The sequence below is a fragment of the Sulfurospirillum deleyianum DSM 6946 genome (assembly GCF_000024885.1).
GTDB lineage: Bacteria > Campylobacterota > Campylobacteria > Campylobacterales > Sulfurospirillaceae > Sulfurospirillum > Sulfurospirillum deleyianum.
This window is the reverse complement of sequence record NC_013512.1, coordinates 693,622-712,337: the sequence shown is the minus strand read 5'-3', so window position 1 is coordinate 712,337 and position 18,716 is coordinate 693,622. Positions and strand designations below refer to the sequence as shown.

The window sequence follows — 18,716 nt, the reverse complement described above, 5'->3', positions numbered from 1 at the left end:
TCTCCTCATTTAAGAGTTTGGAGTATAATTGCCCCTTTAGTTTTTCTGTGAGGATAGTCATGTTAAAAGGTATTTTAACCCTGCTGGTGTTTCAGTTTGTGGGTGAGTGTTTGGCAAAGCTCTTTATGTTAAAGGTTCCAGGGGCGATTATTGGGATGGTGCTCTTGCTCTTTTTTTTAATACTACGCAAACAAAGTTTTCATGCGCTTGATACCTCTGTCTTTTGGTTGCTTCGCTATTTGCCGCTATTTATTTTGCCCTCAGGTGTTGGTATTATCACGCAGTTTGATACGATTGCACATGAGGCACTAGCCATTGTCTGTGCGTTAGTCATTGGCACGTTTATCTCTTTAGGCGTGAGTGCTAAGATTATGGATAGTCTGATTGCTAAAAAGGAACAAAACCATGAACATTGAAGCCCTCCTTTCTTATATCTCTTCTACCCCACTCACATGGCTTATTGTCACGTTAAGTACTTATAAATTAGGGGTTATTTTTTATGAAAAGATGGGTAAAAACGCCCTCTTTCAGCCGATGATTATCGCTTTGATGCTTCTCATTCCAGCCTTAATGCTCAGCGGGGTTTCATTTGAAACTTATTTCAAAGCCAACCACTTATTACACTTTTTTCTAGGACCCGCAACCGTGGCATTAGCCCTTCCACTCTATAAAAATATCGCTTATATTCGAGCCTATTTTTTCCCGATTGTGGTCACGCTTTTTGCAGGAGGACTTTTTGCCATTCTAAGCGCTTTGGGTATTTTATGGCTACTTGATGCCTCCAAAACCACACTGCTTTCCATGACCACGAAGTCTATCACCACACCTATTGGGATTATTGTCGCACAAGATATTGGGGCTGTGGTCTCTTTGTCTATTGGATTTATTGCGATTACAGGACTTTTGGGTGTTTTATTTGGGAACATCATCTTTAAATGGTTTCGCATCAAAAGTGATGCCGCTAAAGGCTTTTCTCTAGGACTTATTGCTCATGCGCTAGGCACATCGAGTGCGGTGGAAATCAGTGAAAAAGCCGCTGCGTTTGCAGCACTGGCTATGGGACTTAATGGCATTGCTATCGCCATCTTGCTTCCCCTAGCGCTTCATTTTTTCTAAAGAGAGTTTTGATGGCGCCTTTTTAAAATACCATAAATCGTAATCACAATCCAAAATACCTCAATGAGAAAAGAACCTAAATTAAAATGAAAACAAAGCGAAATAATCAGTAAAATCGCACCCACGAGATTGAGGTATTGAAACTTCGCATCGTGGCTTGTTACCTTATGGGATTGAAGCAAAAAGTAAGCATACACCACCAACACCATCCCTAATGTGCCAATTACATGATAAATATCCATCAAAAACTCCCTTTAAAAATCGAAGGGCTATTTTAGCCTATTTTTCTTGCTTAAAGGGTTTTACATGTAAAAATTATGCTTCCTTTTTTTCCTCTTGCACAGGAGAATGATCCACCATTTGATTCAAACTTTTTTTGAGCTTTTGTAACATTTTATTCACATGAATCAAATTTTCAGCCGATTGAATCGCAATATCTTCCGTGGCATTTACATTTTTATCGAACTGGCGTTTTTCATTTTCATCAATGCCCATCTCTTCTATCGCATCTTCAACATCTAAAGCAATTTGCTGAAGCTGAGAAACAGCACTTTCTGCTTTTTTCAGCGCATCTTCACTCTCTTTCATCGCTTGATTGACTTTATAAACAAACTGAGAAATATGAGAAGATGCCTCTTTAAGCTCATCTTCACTCTCTTCTGAAAAATGAACATTTTGCTTTGTGATAACACTTAAATCACCCTGCGCTAACTCTTTGGCTTTTTTCACAAAATGCTCCAGATGCTCAATAATCTCTTTCGTCATCACAAACGTGTACAAAATAATAATCATCCCGACCAAAAGCCCAATATATTGGAACTTTAAAAAGGTATCATTCTTCTCTTCGCTGTGGTTAGTATAGAGCCAAACGGCTTCATCCATCGCATTTAAAAGCTGAATATTTTTCTCATAAATATACGCCAAATGCCGATTGATTTGCGCCTCTTTTTCAAGCAAATTTTCTAAAAAAACGCGATACTCTTCCCAATACGCATAATTTTCCTTCACAATCGAATAGACATCAGGAGATTTTTTCACCGCAGGGTCTTCTAAAAAGTCCTGAATGGTCTTTTCATACAACGCTTTTGCGTCTGCATAAACCAACAAATCCTGAGCATTAGCCGTACCTAAATAACGACTGACATAAAGTCCCATACGCTGAGAGAGCATACGCTGACGACCAGAGAGGTCAATGTGAACATTGCTCAGATTTGCACTGACCATATGCTGAACGACCCTATCGGAGAGAAAGAGTAACTTTTCAATACGCCCTGCTAACATCTCCATATCGGGGCGAACCGACTGTATGTCGCTTTTTAGCTCTTCTATGTGAATGCGAAACGGTCGCCAATATCCCATAACCTCTTCTAGCTTTGACTTAATGTTCTCATTTTGTGGGACATAAATGCCTGTGGCTTCGTTGCCATATAAAAGGTCATTTAAACTACTTTCAAAAAGGTTCACAGCGGTATTGAGTTCTCGAAAATCATTCGAGTGTCGATGCACGATAAAAAATGCCTCTTTACTCATCTTTTGAGAAAGCATTCGCTGTTTTCCCGCAATGTTAATAATATACGAATCTTTTTTACTCATCTGATTCATCATTACAGTTAAAACAATAATAAAAATAATGACAAATGAAAGCAGTCCCCCTGCCAAACGCATCTTTGTGCTAATTGTTGTTGGTTTAATCATCGTTTATGCCTATTCATAAATATCTTTTAGTTCTTGCACATTTAAAATCACGACATTGTTTTTATCAATTTCAATCGTACTATTACGGGTCAGTTTGTTGAGAATGCGAGAGAGTGTTTCAGGCTGAATATGCAACATATAAGCAATTTCATGTTTTTTCAAACTGTTAAAAGTATCAAGATCATTCACTAACATATGCGCTACTTTTGCTGTACCATCAAACACCACATCCCGACTAATAATACACTGCATCTGCTGTACCATCTTAAACGACTCTTCTAAGATTTTTCGCATTAACGTGTGATTTTCATAAATCATCAAACGAAAAGGCTCACTTTGAATCGATAAAACCGTACTATCTTCTAAAAACTCCGCATTGGCGTAACAGCTAATAAAAAAACTATCAATCAATTTAGAAACATTAAAAATAAGCGAGTTTGAGTAGAGTTTGTAGAGGAAGATTTCATTATCAAAACGATCGACTTTGTAGAACTTCACAGAGCCTTCGATAATGCAATAGATAGCATCTTTACTATCCTTTTCATAGAAGAGCACATCGCCTTTTTTATACTCTTTTATCGTACAAAAAGAGGCGATATGCTCAATATCCTCAGGCGCTAATGAATCAAAAATAGGTAACGAAGCGACACGTTTGTTACATCCAAGACAAGCCATTGACACCTCTTCACGATTGATTTATTGACGGAAAGTAGCATTTTCTACAATAATCTTATAAATATATCCCGAACCAAAATCTTTGTCAATGGCGACAACGCCTTGTGCTGTTACGATATCACCTACTTTAGGTAATTCTTTTGAGGTAAACACAACACGTCCGACTTCGCCTCCCTCGCCTGTTCCATCTTGAATATGCACCCAATTTCGTCCCATAATATTTTGTGAAGCTTTGACGACTTTTCCACTGACCGAAACACTTTTTCCACTCAAAGTTGGGCGTTTTTGTAACACCTCTTTGACACTCATCGACCCCTCTTTTTGATAGGGAGAGTGCTCGACTACTGCGGTTATAAGCTCTAAGTTTCCTTTCTCAGAAACATTGGTGCGGTGCTGTAAATTTGAAGCGAACATCAACTCATCAAAGGTACGATTTAACGATTTGCTATGAAAGTCTTTTGCACGCATCTCTTCTTGAAAACGTACTTCCAACCCTTTAGGAATATCTACCCCCTCCACAGCAATCCAATAACTCTTTTTGGCATCCTCAATTTCTAGGTATGTATAACCGCCACCGTGAATGACATCTTTAATGACACCCTCATGCAAATCACCTGCATATAAGCTTATGCTACAAGCGAGTGAGACTAAAAGCGTTGTTATTCTTTTCATTTTTCTTCCTTTAAATGTTTGTTTTTATATGAAACGAGAATCAGCAATGTGACACAAAAAAGTGTACCATAAACCCAACGAGGAATCGGCACAGGATCACCCGTGGCATAAGAGTGCATCCCCGCTAAGTAAAAATTCACCCCAAAATAGGTCATTAAAATAGAACTAAATCCCAACAAAGAGAGTACGGCAAAAAGGTAGTGCGAATAGAGTTTTGGAATCAGCCTTACATGTAAAATAATCGTATAAACAATAATCGCAATATACGCCCACGTCTCCTTAGGATCCCACCCCCAGTAACGTCCCCACGACTCATTCGCCCAAATCGCCCCTAAAAAGTTACCAATCACCAAAAGGCTTAAGCCTAAGATAAGCACGACTTCATTCATCACGCTTAAGCTTAAAATGGCTTTTGTAATGTTAGAAGAGCGTTTACATGTAAAGAGTATAAGCGTAAAAAATCCCAGCGCACATGCCAGAGCAAAAAAGCCATAACTAGCCGTAATAATCGAGACATGAAGGCTGAGCCAAAAGGATTTAAGCACAGGCACAAGGTTGGTAATTTCAGGGTCCATGTTTCCTAAATGCGCTACAAACATAAAAATTCCCGCCATCATCACCGAACCAGAGAGCGCAAAAAGTGAATGACGCATAAAGAGCATACAAAAAAGCAAACACGACCATGCAATATAAATCATCGACTCATACGTATCGCTCATCGGTGCGTGAGAGCTAACATACCACCTCAGAGCCAATCCCAATGTATGCAAGATAAAAAGTAAAACTACCCCGTAAAAAAGAGGTTTGAGCCTTTTACATGTAAAGATATGTGGCGCAAAAACCTGCCCAAACGCCGCTATGAGCAATGCGATACTCACCAACACATACGCCAGTGTTAAACGCTCAAAGATTTTCACGTGATTGTAAAAAAGCTCCACCTTCACATGTGTTTTTGAAGGCATAATCTCTGAACCATAGCGTGTTTGAAACGCCTCAAAGGTTTTTACATGTAACGATGCTTTTTCATAGTTTCGCTCAAACAAAGCCGTTGCAAACGCAACGGAGGCTTCTTGCACCTCTTTTTGTTCTTCGCCTTTACCCTTCATAATGAGCTGCTCAAACGCCACCCATGTATGATGTTCATCACCAATGAGAGGAAAGAGTTTAAACAACACCCCTTGGTACATCATAAAGGCTATGCTCAACCTCTCATCGACTTTAATCACGTCGTTTTCAAAGGTTCCTCGTTGGCTAGGCTTCAGCGCTAAAGCTTTTTGCAGAGCCTCTTTTAGTTTATAGCGATGTCCCTCAAAAAAATCCTCAAAACGAAGCAGTTTTTGTGTCGGTGAAACACCAACAAACTCCCTGAGTTTTGGCGTTTTGGTTTGAATCATCGGCAATTTTTTCCACAAACTTGGATGCGAGAGCATTCCTAGCGCAATTTGCGTCGGGCTCATTTCATACAAAGCGCTTTTACCACTGAGTTTATAGAGTACCTCTTGAGCGAGTGTATCAAAAGGTTTCATGCGTCCCATACGAGACTGCACCACAAGCTCTCCAAACGCCTCTGCGACGTGTACACTGTTGGCTCGATGCTCATCCAAATAGGTCTGAACATACGCACTGTGCGAAAAAAGTGGGGTTTGTGTCAAAAGTATCAAAACAACAAGCAAGGAGGTCTGTTTCATCGAAGCAAGAAGCTTTGAAAAGCGTGATGTTTTATCGAAAAGATTAAAAATCAGTCCGAAAAACAAAAGCGCATATCCTACATACGTCACTTCAACCCCAGGGTCTTTGGTTACGGAGAGAATCGTTCCTTTTTCATCAGGGTCATAGAAGGTTTGAAAAAATTTATACCCTTTGTAAGTAAGAGGCTCATTCATGGAAATATGCGCATCAAAACTTACCGTGCCATCTTCAATACGAACATCGCTGTTATACGACGAAGGTGCTTTACTTCCATAGTAACGCTCCATCTCAAAATCTTTAAGATGTACAGTAAAAGGAAGGGTAATTTCTTCATTGAGTTCGGTGGAAAAAATCGTATTTGCACTGCTGTTTTCACGAATTTTCATCACGCCATCCACCCCAAAATAACGGGAGAGTCCTGCGCCAATCAGCAGGAGAATAAACGCTGCATGAAAACTAAAACGGCTTACATGTAAAAACATTTTGGTGCGATAAAGTACCAATGCGATATTTAAAGAGGCTAGACACAAAAGCGCTTCATACCAAAGCGCATCATAGACATAATGCCTCGCAAACGCCGTACCAAAATCATTCTCTAAAAAGGTTGCAACCGCCGCACCTAAGGCTAAAGCGATAAGTACAAACAGCATGGTCTTATACGAACGCAAAATGCTAAGTAACACCACAAAATCCTTTATGTTATACGAAAATAACGTCATCCTTACGTCACTTTAGTATAACATAAAGATGAAGGAGAAACCCCTTCATCTTCAATCATACTTACTTTTTATTCCAAGATGATTTACCATCGTTAATGGTATCAACATCTTTGTAAAGCTCAGGATTCGCTCTTCCTTTTGCTTTTGCTTCTTTTTTCCACTCTTGCTCTAAAGTTTGTTTAAACTTCATTTTCTCAGCAGCCAATGCAGCGATATCCACTTTGGCCAATTTTTGAGCTTTATCTTTGGTATCAAAATCAGGAGCAATATAATCCATTACACCGTGTTTTGCCAAAATTTTCACTAAAAGAAGACGTGCTTTTTGAGCATCATCACTACCCGCTGCGAGTAAACGAAGTGTCTCTTCAGGTGCATGGAAGTAGTTACCATGAGCCGCAATCGCCATATCCGCTTTAAACTGTCCATGACGGATGAGTTTACGCACTTCTTTAAGCTCTTCATCACTTGCACCCGCTTCGATTGCTTTACCTGTCTCTAAGTGAGCTTTACCGATATTATCAAACGCTACTTTGTTTAAGAACTCTTTTCTCTCATATTTTTGGTGAACAATGCCTCTAAGCTTTGACTCACTCTCTCTGTGACAGTTCATACAACTTTGATCCATAGAATCCAATGGATTTTCTTTCACTTGGTGATCAGAATACTTCACGGAACCCTCTTGTGTATAAGGCATATGACAATCGGCACATGAAACACCTTTTTGACCGTGAATTCCAGATTTCCAGAACTCAAAACCAGGGTGTTGCGCTTTTAACATTGGGGTTTTAGAGATATTGTGTGTCCAATCAGAGAAATTAATCTCATCGTAGTACTTAATCATGCCCTCAACGCCTGCATTACCATCTTTACCGACACCATTTGCCCATGGAAGTGTAACCACCATCGCTGTTTTATCCGCACCTTTGGCATCTTTCCACTCGGTTTTTTTGAAATAATACTCAACGTGACACTGTGCACACACCAATGTACGTTTATCTTGGTGGGTTGATTCTTCAAAGGTTTTTAAACCCGCTGCTTGAAGTCCACGATTTAGATGAGGAACACGCACTTTAAGTTCAGCTGTTTTATCATCATGGCAGTTCGCACAACCGATAACATTCACGATTTGAGAACCATATTTTGCCCATTTACCTGTAAAATACTCCAACTCGCCATCTTCTTCAATCAAACGAGGAACATCAGGAGATTTACATGTCCAACACGCTGTTGGCAAAGGACCTGTTTTAGCATCGACAGGTGCTCCTGTTCGAAGACTATTCACATTGTCTTGCAACGCATAGTAGTGTCCACGTGGGGAGTTATAATCTTTAGAAAACGCATAACCAGACCATGCAATAACCAGTGCTGGGTCTTTTGCGAGCATATCAGTGAAACTATCATACTCTTTTGTTTTTTTCCATGAGTCAAACTGACGTGGATAGTATTTTGCCCACTCTTCACTCTTCTCTTTACCAGCAATTCCTGCTTCACTTGGTGCTTTTGCTAACTCAACGCGTTGTTTCTCTTTTTCGTTGATGTTGCTCGCTAAAAGCGCCATCGCACCAACCGCTACCAATGAACCAGCAAGTAATAATTTAAACTTCATCATCATCCTTCCTTTTACTTAACTTCTTTAACACCCAACGCATTAGGTGTTGTGGTAAGACCTCTTACCTTGCCATGAGGTACGCCTTTATGACACTCCCAACATCGTCTGCCCGTAGCGACACTTGGATCATCATAATTATGATACTTATCACTGTTGTTTACCATGCCTGAAGTCAGACTTTTATGGCAAGAGATACAATTATCCTGAACTCTTTGCGCACCATTGTCACTGATTTTAATCGCATTTTTATACGTATTAAACGTAAATGCCATACTATGGTTGTACCCATCAATGGCCTTTGCGATATATTTGTTTACCATGTTGTCCCGTGGTAAGTGACAATCGACACATGTGGCCCGTTCAGCATGTGAACTGTGTTGCCATGTTGCGTATTGCGTGTTCATGACGTGACAGTTGATACAGGCCTTAGGATCACTGGAGAGATACGACAGCGCCTTAGATGCATTAAGCATGTAAACAAAAAAACCAATGGCTACGATAAAAGCACCCAATGCTGCGTATTTTAGGAAATTACTATTTTTCACATTTCCTCCTTTATTCTTTTCGTTAACTTTCCATCTTTACATGTAAAAGCAACAACGCCCAACCCAAACACACATGATCTGCATCATCGTGTAACTAAAGACCTAACCTCCTATTATTAATTTTTATTTAAACGTAAAAGATAATACTAAGATTGTGGTTATTGTATAAATAAAGTGAAAAAAAAACCTTGACTTATATCAATTTTTCTTAATTCAAGAGAAAATGACTCCACTTTATAGAAGAGCTAAAAGCACGATATCTAGGTTATTTCAAAGGAGAAAAAGAGGTAATAACGATAAAAATAAAAAAAATCTTACAAAATAATGTTATAAGAAAAAAGCAGATACTATTTTTCTGTTTTTTTTAAGACCTATTTATTTTTCTTATAAAGATGCACACAATGAACACCTATAACCTTTTAGATATTCTATCAGATAAAAATGTTTTATGCGTAGAAGATGAAGCGATTATTCTCTGCAATATTATGGAGTCTTTGGAACTTTTTTTTGGCAAAGTTGTAGGCGTTAAAGATGGACGTGAAGCGTTAGAAGAAGCCTTAGGCAACATCTATGATGTGTTGATGTTGGATGTTTCTATTCCACACATGGATGGACTTGAAGTGGTTAAAAAAATTCGTCAAGTCAATAAAAAAATTCCTATCATCATTCTCTCAGCCCATACGGAACAAGAGTATCTTTGGCGAGCCGTTGAGCTTAAAATCACACGCTACCTCACCAAACCCTACGATAAAAACACCTTAATTAAAGCATTGGAAGATGTTGCTCTTGAACTGGTTGATCACCAACCTGTGATCTCTATTATGCCTGAGTGCGTGTATGATTATTGTCGTAAAACAATTACTCTTCATCAAAATACCTTGCATCTCTCCAAAAGTGAGAGCCGATTGTTGGAGTACTTTTTAAAACGTCCCAACCAAACCATCACCTATGAACAGCTTTTTGAATACATGTGGGAGTTTGAACAACCCAGCAAAGAAGCCTTAAAATCCATTGTCAAAGAGTTACGCAAAAAGATTCACAGTGATTTCATTAAAAATCTTTATGGGGTAGGATACGTGTGTGAAATACAACTTTAAAGCTATTACCCTCCTTTTTGTGCTTTTGTATGCGATTATTACCCTTTTGTTTTTCAACTTTTATCGAGAACTTGCCCTTAAAGATGCCAGACAAGAGGCAATTACCGTGCTTGATACGATGAATGCTATTCGTGATTATGTCTCCATTGTCCAGCGTCCGCTGATTGAGGAGCTTAAAGAGAAAAAAATGTTAGTGCATGATTTTTTTGATCCACGTTTGCTCTCATCAACGTATATCACCCGCTCTATTTATGAAATTCAGCGTATGAAAAAAAATATCAATTATGATTACAAACTTATTGCCTATAACCCTCTTAATCCCGCCCATGAAGGGAATGACTTTGAGCATGAGATTTTAGATGATTTGAAAGAGGGTGTGTATGAAGAGTATTCGCATATTATTACAGAAAACAAAACTCCTTACTTTTTTGTAGGGCTTCCTATACGCAACTCTCACCCCTCCTGTGTGGAGTGTCATGTTGCCAACAGCGCACCTAAACGCATGGTGGAGCAGTATCATAGTATTCCCGAATTTAAAAGTAACGTAGGTGATGTTATCGCAATGATTACCTTTAAAATCCCCGTTTTGAGCATCCTAACGTATCATGTCAAAGAGTTTATCGTAGGGGGAACGGTCATGCTCATCGTCTTTATGTTGTTTATCTTTTTTCTCTATAAAATTCACAAAAGTGAACTTAAACTACAAGAAAATAATCAAATGCTGATGATGAGTCAAAACAGACTTGCCTCGATGGGCGAAATGATAGGCAATATTTCGCATCAGTGGCGTCAACCCTTAGCACAAGTCAGCGCTATTTTGATTAATCTTGAATTGCACAGTGAAAAAGATAAACTCACCAAAGAAAAACTGACACAAAAAATAAAAGAAGCCAATGAACAGCTAAGTTTCATGTCCAATACGATTGATGATTTTAGAAACTTTTTTGCCCCAAATAGTTCAAAAAAAGAGTTTAGCGCACAAGAAATCATCTATCAAGCAAAGCGATTGCTCAGTGCTTCTTTAGAAAAATACGCCATTGACGTACGTATTGAGATAAAAGAAAATTTTATCCATTTAGGCTATCCCAATGAAATTGTTCAAGTGCTCATTAACATTATGAACAATGCAAAAGAGGCTTTTATAGCGCACCAAACACCTACACGCGTGATAGAAATTAGAGCCTTTGTAGAAAATACAACGCCCATTATTACCCTTTTTAACAATGCAGGCACGATAGACCCTGACCTTATAGATAAAATCTTTGAGCCTCATGTAACGACCAAAGAGTCTAGCAATGGGCTGGGGCTTTATATGAGTCAAATGATTATGCACAAAAACAACGCCTCTTTACATGTAAAAAACAGTGAAGAAGGTGTTATCTTTACACTTATGTTTTAATCTTTCAATTTAACACTAATTTAATACTTCCCCCTTTTCTCCCCTTTTTTCATGTTAGGATTTTTACGAAACATTTCTATACGAAGATGTTTTAATTGTTCACTTCTGAGAGGAAAAATACCCACGATTTTTCCATCAAAGCAGACAATTAAGGTTGGAATGTCTCAAAGGAGGAAACATGAGAAAATGGGACAAAGTGTTACTTGGTTTATTCATGTGTACCAGTCTCTGTGCCATTAGCGCAACCAGCGCTGGTGCTATGGAAGGCATGCAAATGAGTAAGGAGGCAAGAGAGGTCATTGCAAATCCTAAGGGAACAAAAGAGAGCAGAGGCGTTATCTCTTTGCAAGACTATATTGTTGAAGAGAAAGCCATGTATGACTGGCTCTTTAAAAATCACCCTATTTTTACCAAATACGGTGGGAAAACGGTGGGAAAACTCGTCGTTGGAGACCGTGGTCATGAGTGGCTTGAAGAGGGTCATGGGGTTGATTTTTCTAAAGCCTCAAAACGAAGCGGTGGTGAAGGGTTTAGTTCTATGATGTATCGGGTTGCACGTAATTCAACCCTGCAATATCCCAATAAATTCATAGGACCAGAGAAGTGTGGTGAGTGTCACCCTGCGCAGTATGAGACCTGGAGCAGATCACGACACGCCACCACAGTCCGTTTCCCAGGCGAACACCCAGAGGTCAATAACAAACTGAATGAGCCTGTCTTTGACAAAGACACTGCATCCATTTTACCTCAAGGTATTACACCTGATGTCATCTATTGTACTATAGGTCACCTTAGAACAAAAATGGGCTTTTTTGACGCATGGTTGTTACGTGGAACCTACCATGTTGAGGGAGGTTTGTTGAAAAATGGTACAGGTCAAATTACAGCAGGTGCTAACCAATGGCAACGTACATGGGCATACAACTTAAGCCCTGAAGTAGCTAAAAAAATCAAGAAGTGGATACCTGAATTTCCTGTAACGCTTGAAGAGTATGGTGACAATGGTGGATATGTACGAGGCTTAGCATCGTATGCCGCCAAATACAAAAAATCAATGTCATTTCAGGCGTCAACTTCCTATTGTGAAGTATGCCACCCGTGGAAGTTTGATTTTAAAAACCAAAACGAGTTCTATGCCGCATTGGGAAATCCAAAAGAGCTACAAAAACATACCATCTCTAAAGGTGTTTCATGTGAAGAGTGTCATGGCGCAGGAGGTCACTTAGAAGGTAGTTCGGGCTTACTGATTTCTAACTGTGAACGCTGTCACCAACGCTTCTCTTACAGTCCTGATTTAGCAAGAAACAACCCACTTAATGTCGGCAAACCTGATTTGGCATTTAGTTCTAAATTCAAATCCATGGGACCTGGTTGTGGTACTGAGGGTGCGCAATCTTATTTTACAGCACACTACCAAAAAGGTATGCGTTGTGCGACCTGCCATGATCCACACGATGTTACAGGTGATTTAGCAGGGGAAAAAGATGTCAAAGGAATGAATTACAACGCCAACCAAGGCTATTTAAGTTCATTCTATACCAAACCAAAATTGAAAAAAGAGTGTGCGGATTGTCATAAAGAACAAGCCTACATTCATTCAAAATCAGACACACACAGCAAAAACAGTTGTGCGACCTGCCATATGCCATTTTTGATGAGTTGTGAAAACTTCTACGCTATCCAATTCCAAGATCAAGCAGGCTTTGATACCCAACGCCGCTCTCATATGTGGAAAATCGAAGTCGATCCAAAAATGAAAACAATGGTAGCCAGTTCTGCGGCAACAGGTCCTCGTGATACCAAAGATTGGCATTTTGAGCGTAATAAAGATGGCCGTAACTTTGTAGATTTAATGTGGGCATGTGCACGTACAACATGGGCAGATAAAGACCAAGTTGATGCAAAAGGGTGTCATAGTCCTATTAACTCTGAACTCAAAGAGACACTTCACTTTAAAGACCAAAAACAAGTCTATAACGAAGTGATGGGATGGCAAACACCTGTCAAAGACGAATTTACACAAGTCAAAGTGGGTATTCAAGGACTCTACTCTCTGCTTGAAGTGAAAAAATTAGCACCTTCGGATAAAGCACGTGTGTATGAGCTCATCGAAAAAGCTCAAGATACTGTTGATTTAATCGAAAAAGACGGTTCATGGGGTGTGCATGGATTTAAATATACCAAACAACGCTTAGATGCAGCGGTTGAGTATATTAATGAAGCGCAACGGGTCATGAAGAAAAATCTCTAAAAAGGTGTCGCTTAAGCGACTAACTTGTGGGCTAAGCATGAAGCTTAGTCCACCATTTTTTACGGTAAAGGCATGATTATGAGTGGTAAAAAAATCTCTATTGGGTTGTTTCTATTTCTTTGTTTAGCCACAGAAGGGTTTACGGTTGAGCTTAAAACAGATGTGCAAAAAGAATCTTACAGTATGGGCGTATCTACAGGCGCTTATATTGCAAATCAACTTTTTGAACAATCAGAATTTGGTGTCAAAGCAGATATGGAAGCGGTGATTGAAGGCTTTATGGATGCGCTCAAAAAAAAGCAAAAGCTCAGCGATGAAGAAGTTATCACCCATCTTAACAATCGAGCAGAGGGTTTAAATAAAATCAGCCAAGAGAGATTTAAGCAACAGCTCAATACCAATTTAGATGCGGGCAAAAAATATCTTGCGACCAATGCTAAAAACAAACATGTCATCACCACAAAATCAGGACTTCAGTATGAAAAAATCACTGAGGGAAAAGGTGAAAAGCCAAAACCTGAGAGCATTGTCTTGATTCATTATAAAGGAAGCTTACTGGATGGTACAGTCTTTGACAATACGTATGAGAGAAAACAACCCGCACATCTTTCCATGATTAACGTGGTAGATGGCTTACAAGAGGGTTTGATGCTCATGCATGAGGGCGAGAAAGCAAAACTAGTCATTCCTAGCGAATTGGCGTATGGTAATGCGGATGTTCAAGCGATTCCTGCTGGTTCAACGGTCATTTTTGAAGTGGAATTGGTGAAAGTCTTAAAACCAGGTGCCTTGAACAACAGTGCAAAACCACTCAGTGAAGAAGCAAAGAAAGAGGCCTTAGAGACCCATCAACCACTTAAAAAACTGTAGAAGTTCATAGTCACACAAAAAGGGGGAGACGAGAATGGAACAAGATACAAAACGAAGACATTTTTTAAAATATTTAGGAATCAGCTCTCTTGTTTTGAGTACTGTTGGGCACAGTACCCAAACGCAAGAAGAAGAGAAACCTAAAAAACCACACTATGGCATGATTTTTGATCAAAATAAATGTGTGGGCTGTACCGAATGTGAGGTCGCCTGCAAAAAGACCAATGCCGTACCAAAAAAACAAGCACGACTTTATGTCGAAAACAAAACAGACCCCAATACCCCACTGGAAAAACGATACACCCGTGTATCGTGCCAACAGTGCGTGGATGCACCTTGTGTTAATGTCTGTCCCACCAACGCCTGTTACAGGGATGAAAAAACGGGTATTGTCACCATGAATACAAACGATTGTATTGCGTGTAAATATTGCATTGTCGCATGTCCTTATGATGTGCGCTTTATCAACCATGAAACCAAATCCGCAGAGAACTGCAATTTTTGTTTTAACACCAACTTTGCCAAAAACGAAGAACCTGCGTGTGTACAAGCCTGCAAATACAAAGCCTTAGTCTTTGGTGATTTAAACGATGAAGCATCGTATATCAACCAGCTTTTACATGTAAAAGATTCGGTGCGTATGAAACCCTCCTTTGGGACGCAACCAAGTCTTCGCTACATCCCTATTGTTAAGACAGGAGTTTAATGATGAATGAATCCATAGAATTTAGTGTGGGATTTTCACACGGTGTGGAATGGGGTTGGCCCATTGGCGTTTACTTGCTACTAGCTGGTATTTCAGGCGGTGCGCTGATTATCGCACTAGCACTTCGCTACTATCAAAAGCAAACCGAAGAGACCCCACTTTTAAAAGCAGCTTCACTTGTCTCTTTTGTCACGATTGCGCTGGGAATGATTTTTCTAGTAGGCGATTTGGAAAAACCGCTTTACTTTTGGAAAATTCTCATTAACTACAATTTTACATCGGTAATGTCTATTGGTGTTTTAGCACTGTGTCTGTACATTCCACTCACGTTTCTTATCGTTGTTTTGGTTTTTGAGGCATGGATCAAAGAGCGTTTAGGGCAAACACCCCTTGCAAAACTCTTTTTTCTCTTTGCATGGATTAAACCTTTACGTCCAATGATTCACCTCTTAGCCTTTATTTTTGCGTTGGTGGTGTGTGCGTATACAGGTTTTCTTATCTCTGTTTTGGTGCGTTTTCCTCTCTTAAATACCGCTATTTTACCTGCTTTGTTTGTGGTCTCTGGACTCTCAGCAGGAACGGCATTTTCAAGCGTGATTGCTGCGTATTTTTTCAAAGCAGATGCGCATCATGGCGATATGAAAACCCTGCACACCCTTGAGTGGCCTATTATGGCGCTCGAGATGTTGCTTCTTTTTATGCTTTTTGTCTCTTTAATCGTCGGTACAAACGTCGATAAAGATGCAGCGGTTGCCTTTTTTGAAGGAAGTTATCGTCATCTGTTTTGGGTTGGGGTTGTTGGGCTTGGATTTGGTGTGCCTTTGGTACTCAACTTTTTCTTAGGAAAAACAGTGGCGCATAGTCGTATGAGCTTTTATATCAGCGGTATGGCAAGTGTTTTAGGTGTTTTATCACTGCGGCTATTTATTTTATACGCTGGACAAACGTTTAGTGCTTAAGGGGTTTTGATGCGAGTGTTTCAAGGTGTGGTTCGTCTTCTTTTTTCATACGGTATGGTACTGTTTTTATTGGCACTTTTAGGCATTGGTGGCGGTGTTGCGACCTTTATCGAAAGTGCCTACGATACCCAAACCGCTAAAATACTCATCTATGATGCGAGGTGGTATGAAGCGGTCATGGTGCTTTTAATCTTAAGCCTTGTCGGTTTTATCTATAAGACACGGATGTGGAAACGCTTAGGCTCATTTTTGGTACACAGCGCATTTGTGGTGATTTTAATAGGAGCTGGACTCACCCGCTATTTTGGGTATGAAGGGATTATTCACATTCGAGAAGGCGAGCATGAAAATGAGATGATCACGGTTGTGCCGTATTTACACCTTCAAACCTCTGAAGCATCGTTTGAACACCCTTTATTCCTAGGGCAACTAGGAGATAATACGTTTTCTTTTTTACATGTAATCCATGGAAAACCCTTAAGTGTCGCCTATAAAGAGTATCACTATGCAGGAAAAGGGGAACGCTCTAGCCTTGAGGTTTATGTCAGTTATGGCACAGAGATGTTTACCCAAACCTTGCATGGAGGTGCTGGATGGGTTGAAGAGCCTGTGGTCATCTCCTTTAACGAGATGGATGTTGCTCTGACATGGGGATCAAAAGTGGTTCCCCTTCCCTTCTCTTTAGGCTTAAAAGATTTTGAGTTAAAACGCTACCCAGGCTCTATGAGCCCCTCTTCTTACAGTAGTGACATCGAGGTGTTAGATAGCCACCAAAAAGCACTTTTTCCTTACACTATTTTTATGAACCACCCCTTACACTATGAAGGCTACACCTTTTTCCAATCCTCTTACGATTTGGATGAAAAAGGAACCGTTTTAGAAATCAACAAGGACCCCGGAAAATGGCCAACGTATGCGGGGTATTTTCTTTTAACCCTTGGCTTTTTAAGCAACTTTTTTACTCAAAAAAGCCGTTTTTTAACGTTAAAAGCCTCTTTGCAAAAGAGCAAACTGGTGATGGTTTTGCTTTTTTTTGGATGCCTCAGCACACCCATACTCAAGGCAGACACTAACGCCTATTTGGAACAACTCTCACGCAACAGTGCTCTCCATGCCAAAGAGGAGCTAAGTACCCTTTTGGTACAAGATATGCAAGGGCGCATTAAGCCTTTTAGCACGCAAGCGGTAGAACTTATCTACAAACTCAGCGGTCGCAATAGCTTTTATCATTTAAGCGCTGAACAGATGATTTTAGGGATGAGTGCTCAGCCTCAAATGTGGCAAGATATTCCACTCGTCACACTCAACAATGCACGCATTAAAGAGCTACTTAACCTGCCAAAAGAGCAAGCATATGTCGCTTTTTCTCAGGTTTTTGATGCAAATGGTGCCTATAAATTGGCTCAGGCGATCAATGAAGCCAACCAAAAACCTCAATCCAAACGGGGCACCTTTGAAAATGAACTCATTAAATTTGATGAAAAACTCAACATCGCCTACCTCATCTTTAAAGGAGTACTCTTTAAATTTATTCCTCTGCCTGAGGATAAAAACCATACATGGCTAAGCCCCAATGATGCCTTTGCTAACCCTTTAATCGCCCCTGAAATCAAAAATGCGCTGAGTCACTACTTTTCAGGCGTGCAAGAGGGAATTAATCAGAACCAATGGGAAAAAGCTTCTCAAGCGCTTTACACCCTCAAAAATTACCAAACCGTACACGCTTTGGAGATATTACCTTCTCAAACACATGTTCAAGCGGAGGTGCTTTACAACCGTTTAGCCCTCTTTCAAAGACTGATTCCTCTTTATTTCATCTTAGGAGGTATTGCTTTTTGTCTAGCGCTCTTTAGCCTACTGAGTCAAAAACAGTTTGTCTTAGTAGAAAAATCTATCCTTCTGATTTTTGCACTGGCTCTTATCGCTCACACCTTTGCGCTAGGGCTTCGCTGGTATATTTCAGGGCATGCTCCATGGAGTGATTCGTATGAGTCTATGGTCTACATTGGATGGTCAGCAGCGTTTGCGGGAATGGTTGTCTTTAGACGCTCGCTTTTATCGCTGAGTGCTGCGGCTATTTTTGCGGGCATTATGATGTTGGTTGCCCACATGAGTTTTGTCAATCCCCAAATTACCAACCTCGTACCTGTTTTAAAATCGTACTGGCTGAGTATTCATGTCTCGGTGATTACCGCTAGTTATGGATTTTTAGGCTTGGGTGCTCTGCTTGGCATCATAACACTTATGCTAATGGCACTCAAAAAACAAAGCAGTAAAATAGCATTTAACGAGCAAATTAAAACCCTCGCCACCATCAATGAACTTAGCCTCATTATCGGACTTTCCATGCTTACGGTAGGAAACTTTTTTGGGGGTATTTGGGCGAATGAGTCATGGGGCAGGTACTGGGGATGGGATCCTAAAGAGACGTGGTCGTATGTTTCCATTATCGTCTATGCGTTCATTTTGCACCTGCGTTTTGTCCCAAAGATCTACTCGCTCTTCTCCTTCTCGGTGGCGTCTGTGTTTGGGTTTTCCTCCATCCTTATGACCTACTTTGGGGTAAATTTCTACCTCACGGGAATGCACTCGTATGCTGCAACAGGCGAGAGTCCTACTGTTCCAGAGGGAGTGTATTATACGCTTTTAGCACTCATGCTCCTCTGCTTTTTAGCGTATCGTGGACGTCATGTTCGCACGATTTAATTATTTTA

General features: G+C 40.1%; 16 protein-coding genes. 9 read left to right on the top strand and 7 right to left on the bottom strand.

The window, feature by feature from the left end; genetic code table 11:
- Positions 1-59: 59 nt before the first annotated feature.
- Together SDEL_RS03670 and SDEL_RS03665 are read left to right on the top strand one after the other, a co-directional pair.
- A complete protein-coding gene (locus tag SDEL_RS03670; RefSeq protein WP_012856515.1) occupies positions 60-416 on the top strand; it encodes a CidA/LrgA family protein in 357 nt (118 codons plus the stop codon).
- A complete protein-coding gene (locus SDEL_RS03665) occupies positions 406-1,116 on the top strand; it encodes an LrgB family protein (RefSeq protein ID WP_012856514.1) in 711 nt (236 codons plus the stop codon). Before SDEL_RS03670 ends, SDEL_RS03665 begins: the two co-directional genes overlap by 11 nt.
- On the opposite strand, the gene SDEL_RS03660 is transcribed toward SDEL_RS03665, so the two are convergent.
- From SDEL_RS03660 to nrfH, 7 genes are all read right to left on the bottom strand, one after another.
- Positions 1,113-1,358, bottom strand: coding sequence for a CBU_0592 family membrane protein (locus SDEL_RS03660; protein ID WP_012856513.1), 246 nt, complete (start codon positions 1,356-1,358; stop codon positions 1,113-1,115). The two genes, SDEL_RS03665 and SDEL_RS03660, sit on opposite strands and share 4 nt — an antisense overlap.
- A 73-nt stretch (positions 1,359-1,431) precedes the next feature.
- Entirely contained in the window at positions 1,432-2,811 is a 1,380-nt protein-coding gene (locus tag SDEL_RS03655) for a type IV pili methyl-accepting chemotaxis transducer N-terminal domain-containing protein (protein ID WP_012856512.1), read from the bottom strand.
- A gap of 9 nt (positions 2,812-2,820) precedes the next feature.
- Positions 2,821-3,486 (bottom strand): Crp/Fnr family transcriptional regulator, encoded by a 666-nt coding sequence (locus SDEL_RS03650; protein ID WP_012856511.1) that lies wholly within the window; start codon positions 3,484-3,486, stop codon positions 2,821-2,823.
- A gap of 21 nt (positions 3,487-3,507) precedes the next feature.
- On the bottom strand, positions 3,508-4,158 hold the full coding sequence (locus tag SDEL_RS03645; RefSeq protein ID WP_012856510.1) for a hypothetical protein: 651 nt from the start codon (positions 4,156-4,158) through the stop codon (positions 3,508-3,510).
- The gene (locus SDEL_RS03640) at positions 4,155-6,530 is read right to left on the bottom strand and encodes a cytochrome c biogenesis protein CcsA (protein ID WP_012856509.1); all 2,376 of its coding nucleotides are present in this window, start codon (positions 6,528-6,530) and stop codon (positions 4,155-4,157) included. Before SDEL_RS03640 ends, SDEL_RS03645 begins: the two co-directional genes overlap by 4 nt.
- 97 nt (positions 6,531-6,627) lie before the next feature.
- On the bottom strand, positions 6,628-8,172 hold the full coding sequence (gene nrfA / locus SDEL_RS03635; RefSeq protein ID WP_223295838.1) for an ammonia-forming cytochrome c nitrite reductase: 1,545 nt from the start codon (positions 8,170-8,172) through the stop codon (positions 6,628-6,630).
- Positions 8,173-8,186: 14 nt separating this feature from the next.
- Complete coding sequence (gene nrfH, locus SDEL_RS03630) at positions 8,187-8,720, bottom strand: cytochrome c nitrite reductase small subunit (protein ID WP_012856507.1); 534 nt, start codon at positions 8,718-8,720, stop codon at positions 8,187-8,189.
- Positions 8,721-9,121: 401 nt separating this feature from the next.
- Here nrfH and SDEL_RS03625 point away from each other — a divergent pair, with 401 nt between their 5' ends.
- From SDEL_RS03625 to SDEL_RS03595, 7 genes are all read left to right on the top strand, one after another.
- Positions 9,122-9,817 carry a response regulator transcription factor gene (locus SDEL_RS03625; protein WP_012856506.1) on the top strand — a complete coding sequence of 232 codons (696 nt, stop codon included), beginning with the start codon at positions 9,122-9,124 and terminating at the stop codon, positions 9,815-9,817.
- Complete coding sequence (locus SDEL_RS03620) at positions 9,801-11,216, top strand: ATP-binding protein (protein WP_012856505.1); 1,416 nt, start codon at positions 9,801-9,803, stop codon at positions 11,214-11,216. Before SDEL_RS03625 ends, SDEL_RS03620 begins: the two co-directional genes overlap by 17 nt.
- 178 nt (positions 11,217-11,394) lie before the next feature.
- Positions 11,395-13,467 carry a cytochrome c gene (locus SDEL_RS03615; RefSeq protein WP_012856504.1) on the top strand — a complete coding sequence of 691 codons (2,073 nt, stop codon included), beginning with the start codon at positions 11,395-11,397 and terminating at the stop codon, positions 13,465-13,467.
- A 78-nt stretch (positions 13,468-13,545) separates the two neighbouring features.
- A complete protein-coding gene (locus tag SDEL_RS03610; protein WP_012856503.1) occupies positions 13,546-14,337 on the top strand; it encodes an FKBP-type peptidyl-prolyl cis-trans isomerase in 792 nt (263 codons plus the stop codon).
- 34 nt (positions 14,338-14,371) lie between these two features.
- Positions 14,372-15,043, top strand: coding sequence for a 4Fe-4S dicluster domain-containing protein (locus SDEL_RS03605; protein WP_012856502.1), 672 nt, complete (start codon positions 14,372-14,374; stop codon positions 15,041-15,043).
- Positions 15,044-15,045: 2 nt separating this feature from the next.
- Entirely contained in the window at positions 15,046-16,002 is a 957-nt protein-coding gene (nrfD, locus tag SDEL_RS03600; RefSeq protein WP_012856501.1) for an NrfD/PsrC family molybdoenzyme membrane anchor subunit, read from the top strand.
- Positions 16,003-16,011: 9 nt separating this feature from the next.
- A complete protein-coding gene (locus tag SDEL_RS03595) occupies positions 16,012-18,708 on the top strand; it encodes a cytochrome c biogenesis protein CcsA (RefSeq protein WP_012856500.1) in 2,697 nt (898 codons plus the stop codon).
- Positions 18,709-18,716 lie beyond the last annotated feature (8 nt).

What these genes read in the sequence shown, in the direction of transcription:
- SDEL_RS03670 (WP_012856515.1), top strand. Translation starts at nt 60, where the DNA reads ATGTTAAAAGGTATTTTAACCCTGCTGGTGTTTCAGTTTGTGGGTGAG.
- SDEL_RS03665 (WP_012856514.1), top strand. Translation starts at nt 406, where the DNA reads ATGAACATTGAAGCCCTCCTTTCTTATATCTCTTCTACCCCACTCACA.
- SDEL_RS03660 (WP_012856513.1), bottom strand. Translation starts at nt 1,358, where the DNA reads ATGGATATTTATCATGTAATTGGCACATTAGGGATGGTGTTGGTGGTG.
- SDEL_RS03655 (WP_012856512.1), bottom strand. Translation starts at nt 2,811, where the DNA reads ATGATTAAACCAACAACAATTAGCACAAAGATGCGTTTGGCAGGGGGA.
- SDEL_RS03650 (WP_012856511.1), bottom strand. Translation starts at nt 3,486, where the DNA reads ATGGCTTGTCTTGGATGTAACAAACGTGTCGCTTCGTTACCTATTTTT.
- SDEL_RS03645 (WP_012856510.1), bottom strand. Translation starts at nt 4,158, where the DNA reads ATGAAAAGAATAACAACGCTTTTAGTCTCACTCGCTTGTAGCATAAGC.
- nrfA (WP_223295838.1), bottom strand. Translation starts at nt 8,172, where the DNA reads ATGAAGTTTAAATTATTACTTGCTGGTTCATTGGTAGCGGTTGGTGCG.
- SDEL_RS03625 (WP_012856506.1), top strand. Translation starts at nt 9,122, where the DNA reads ATGAACACCTATAACCTTTTAGATATTCTATCAGATAAAAATGTTTTA.
- SDEL_RS03615 (WP_012856504.1), top strand. Translation starts at nt 11,395, where the DNA reads ATGAGAAAATGGGACAAAGTGTTACTTGGTTTATTCATGTGTACCAGT.
- SDEL_RS03610 (WP_012856503.1), top strand. Translation starts at nt 13,546, where the DNA reads ATGAGTGGTAAAAAAATCTCTATTGGGTTGTTTCTATTTCTTTGTTTA.
- SDEL_RS03605 (WP_012856502.1), top strand. Translation starts at nt 14,372, where the DNA reads ATGGAACAAGATACAAAACGAAGACATTTTTTAAAATATTTAGGAATC.
- nrfD (WP_012856501.1), top strand. Translation starts at nt 15,046, where the DNA reads ATGAATGAATCCATAGAATTTAGTGTGGGATTTTCACACGGTGTGGAA.
- SDEL_RS03595 (WP_012856500.1), top strand. Translation starts at nt 16,012, where the DNA reads ATGCGAGTGTTTCAAGGTGTGGTTCGTCTTCTTTTTTCATACGGTATG.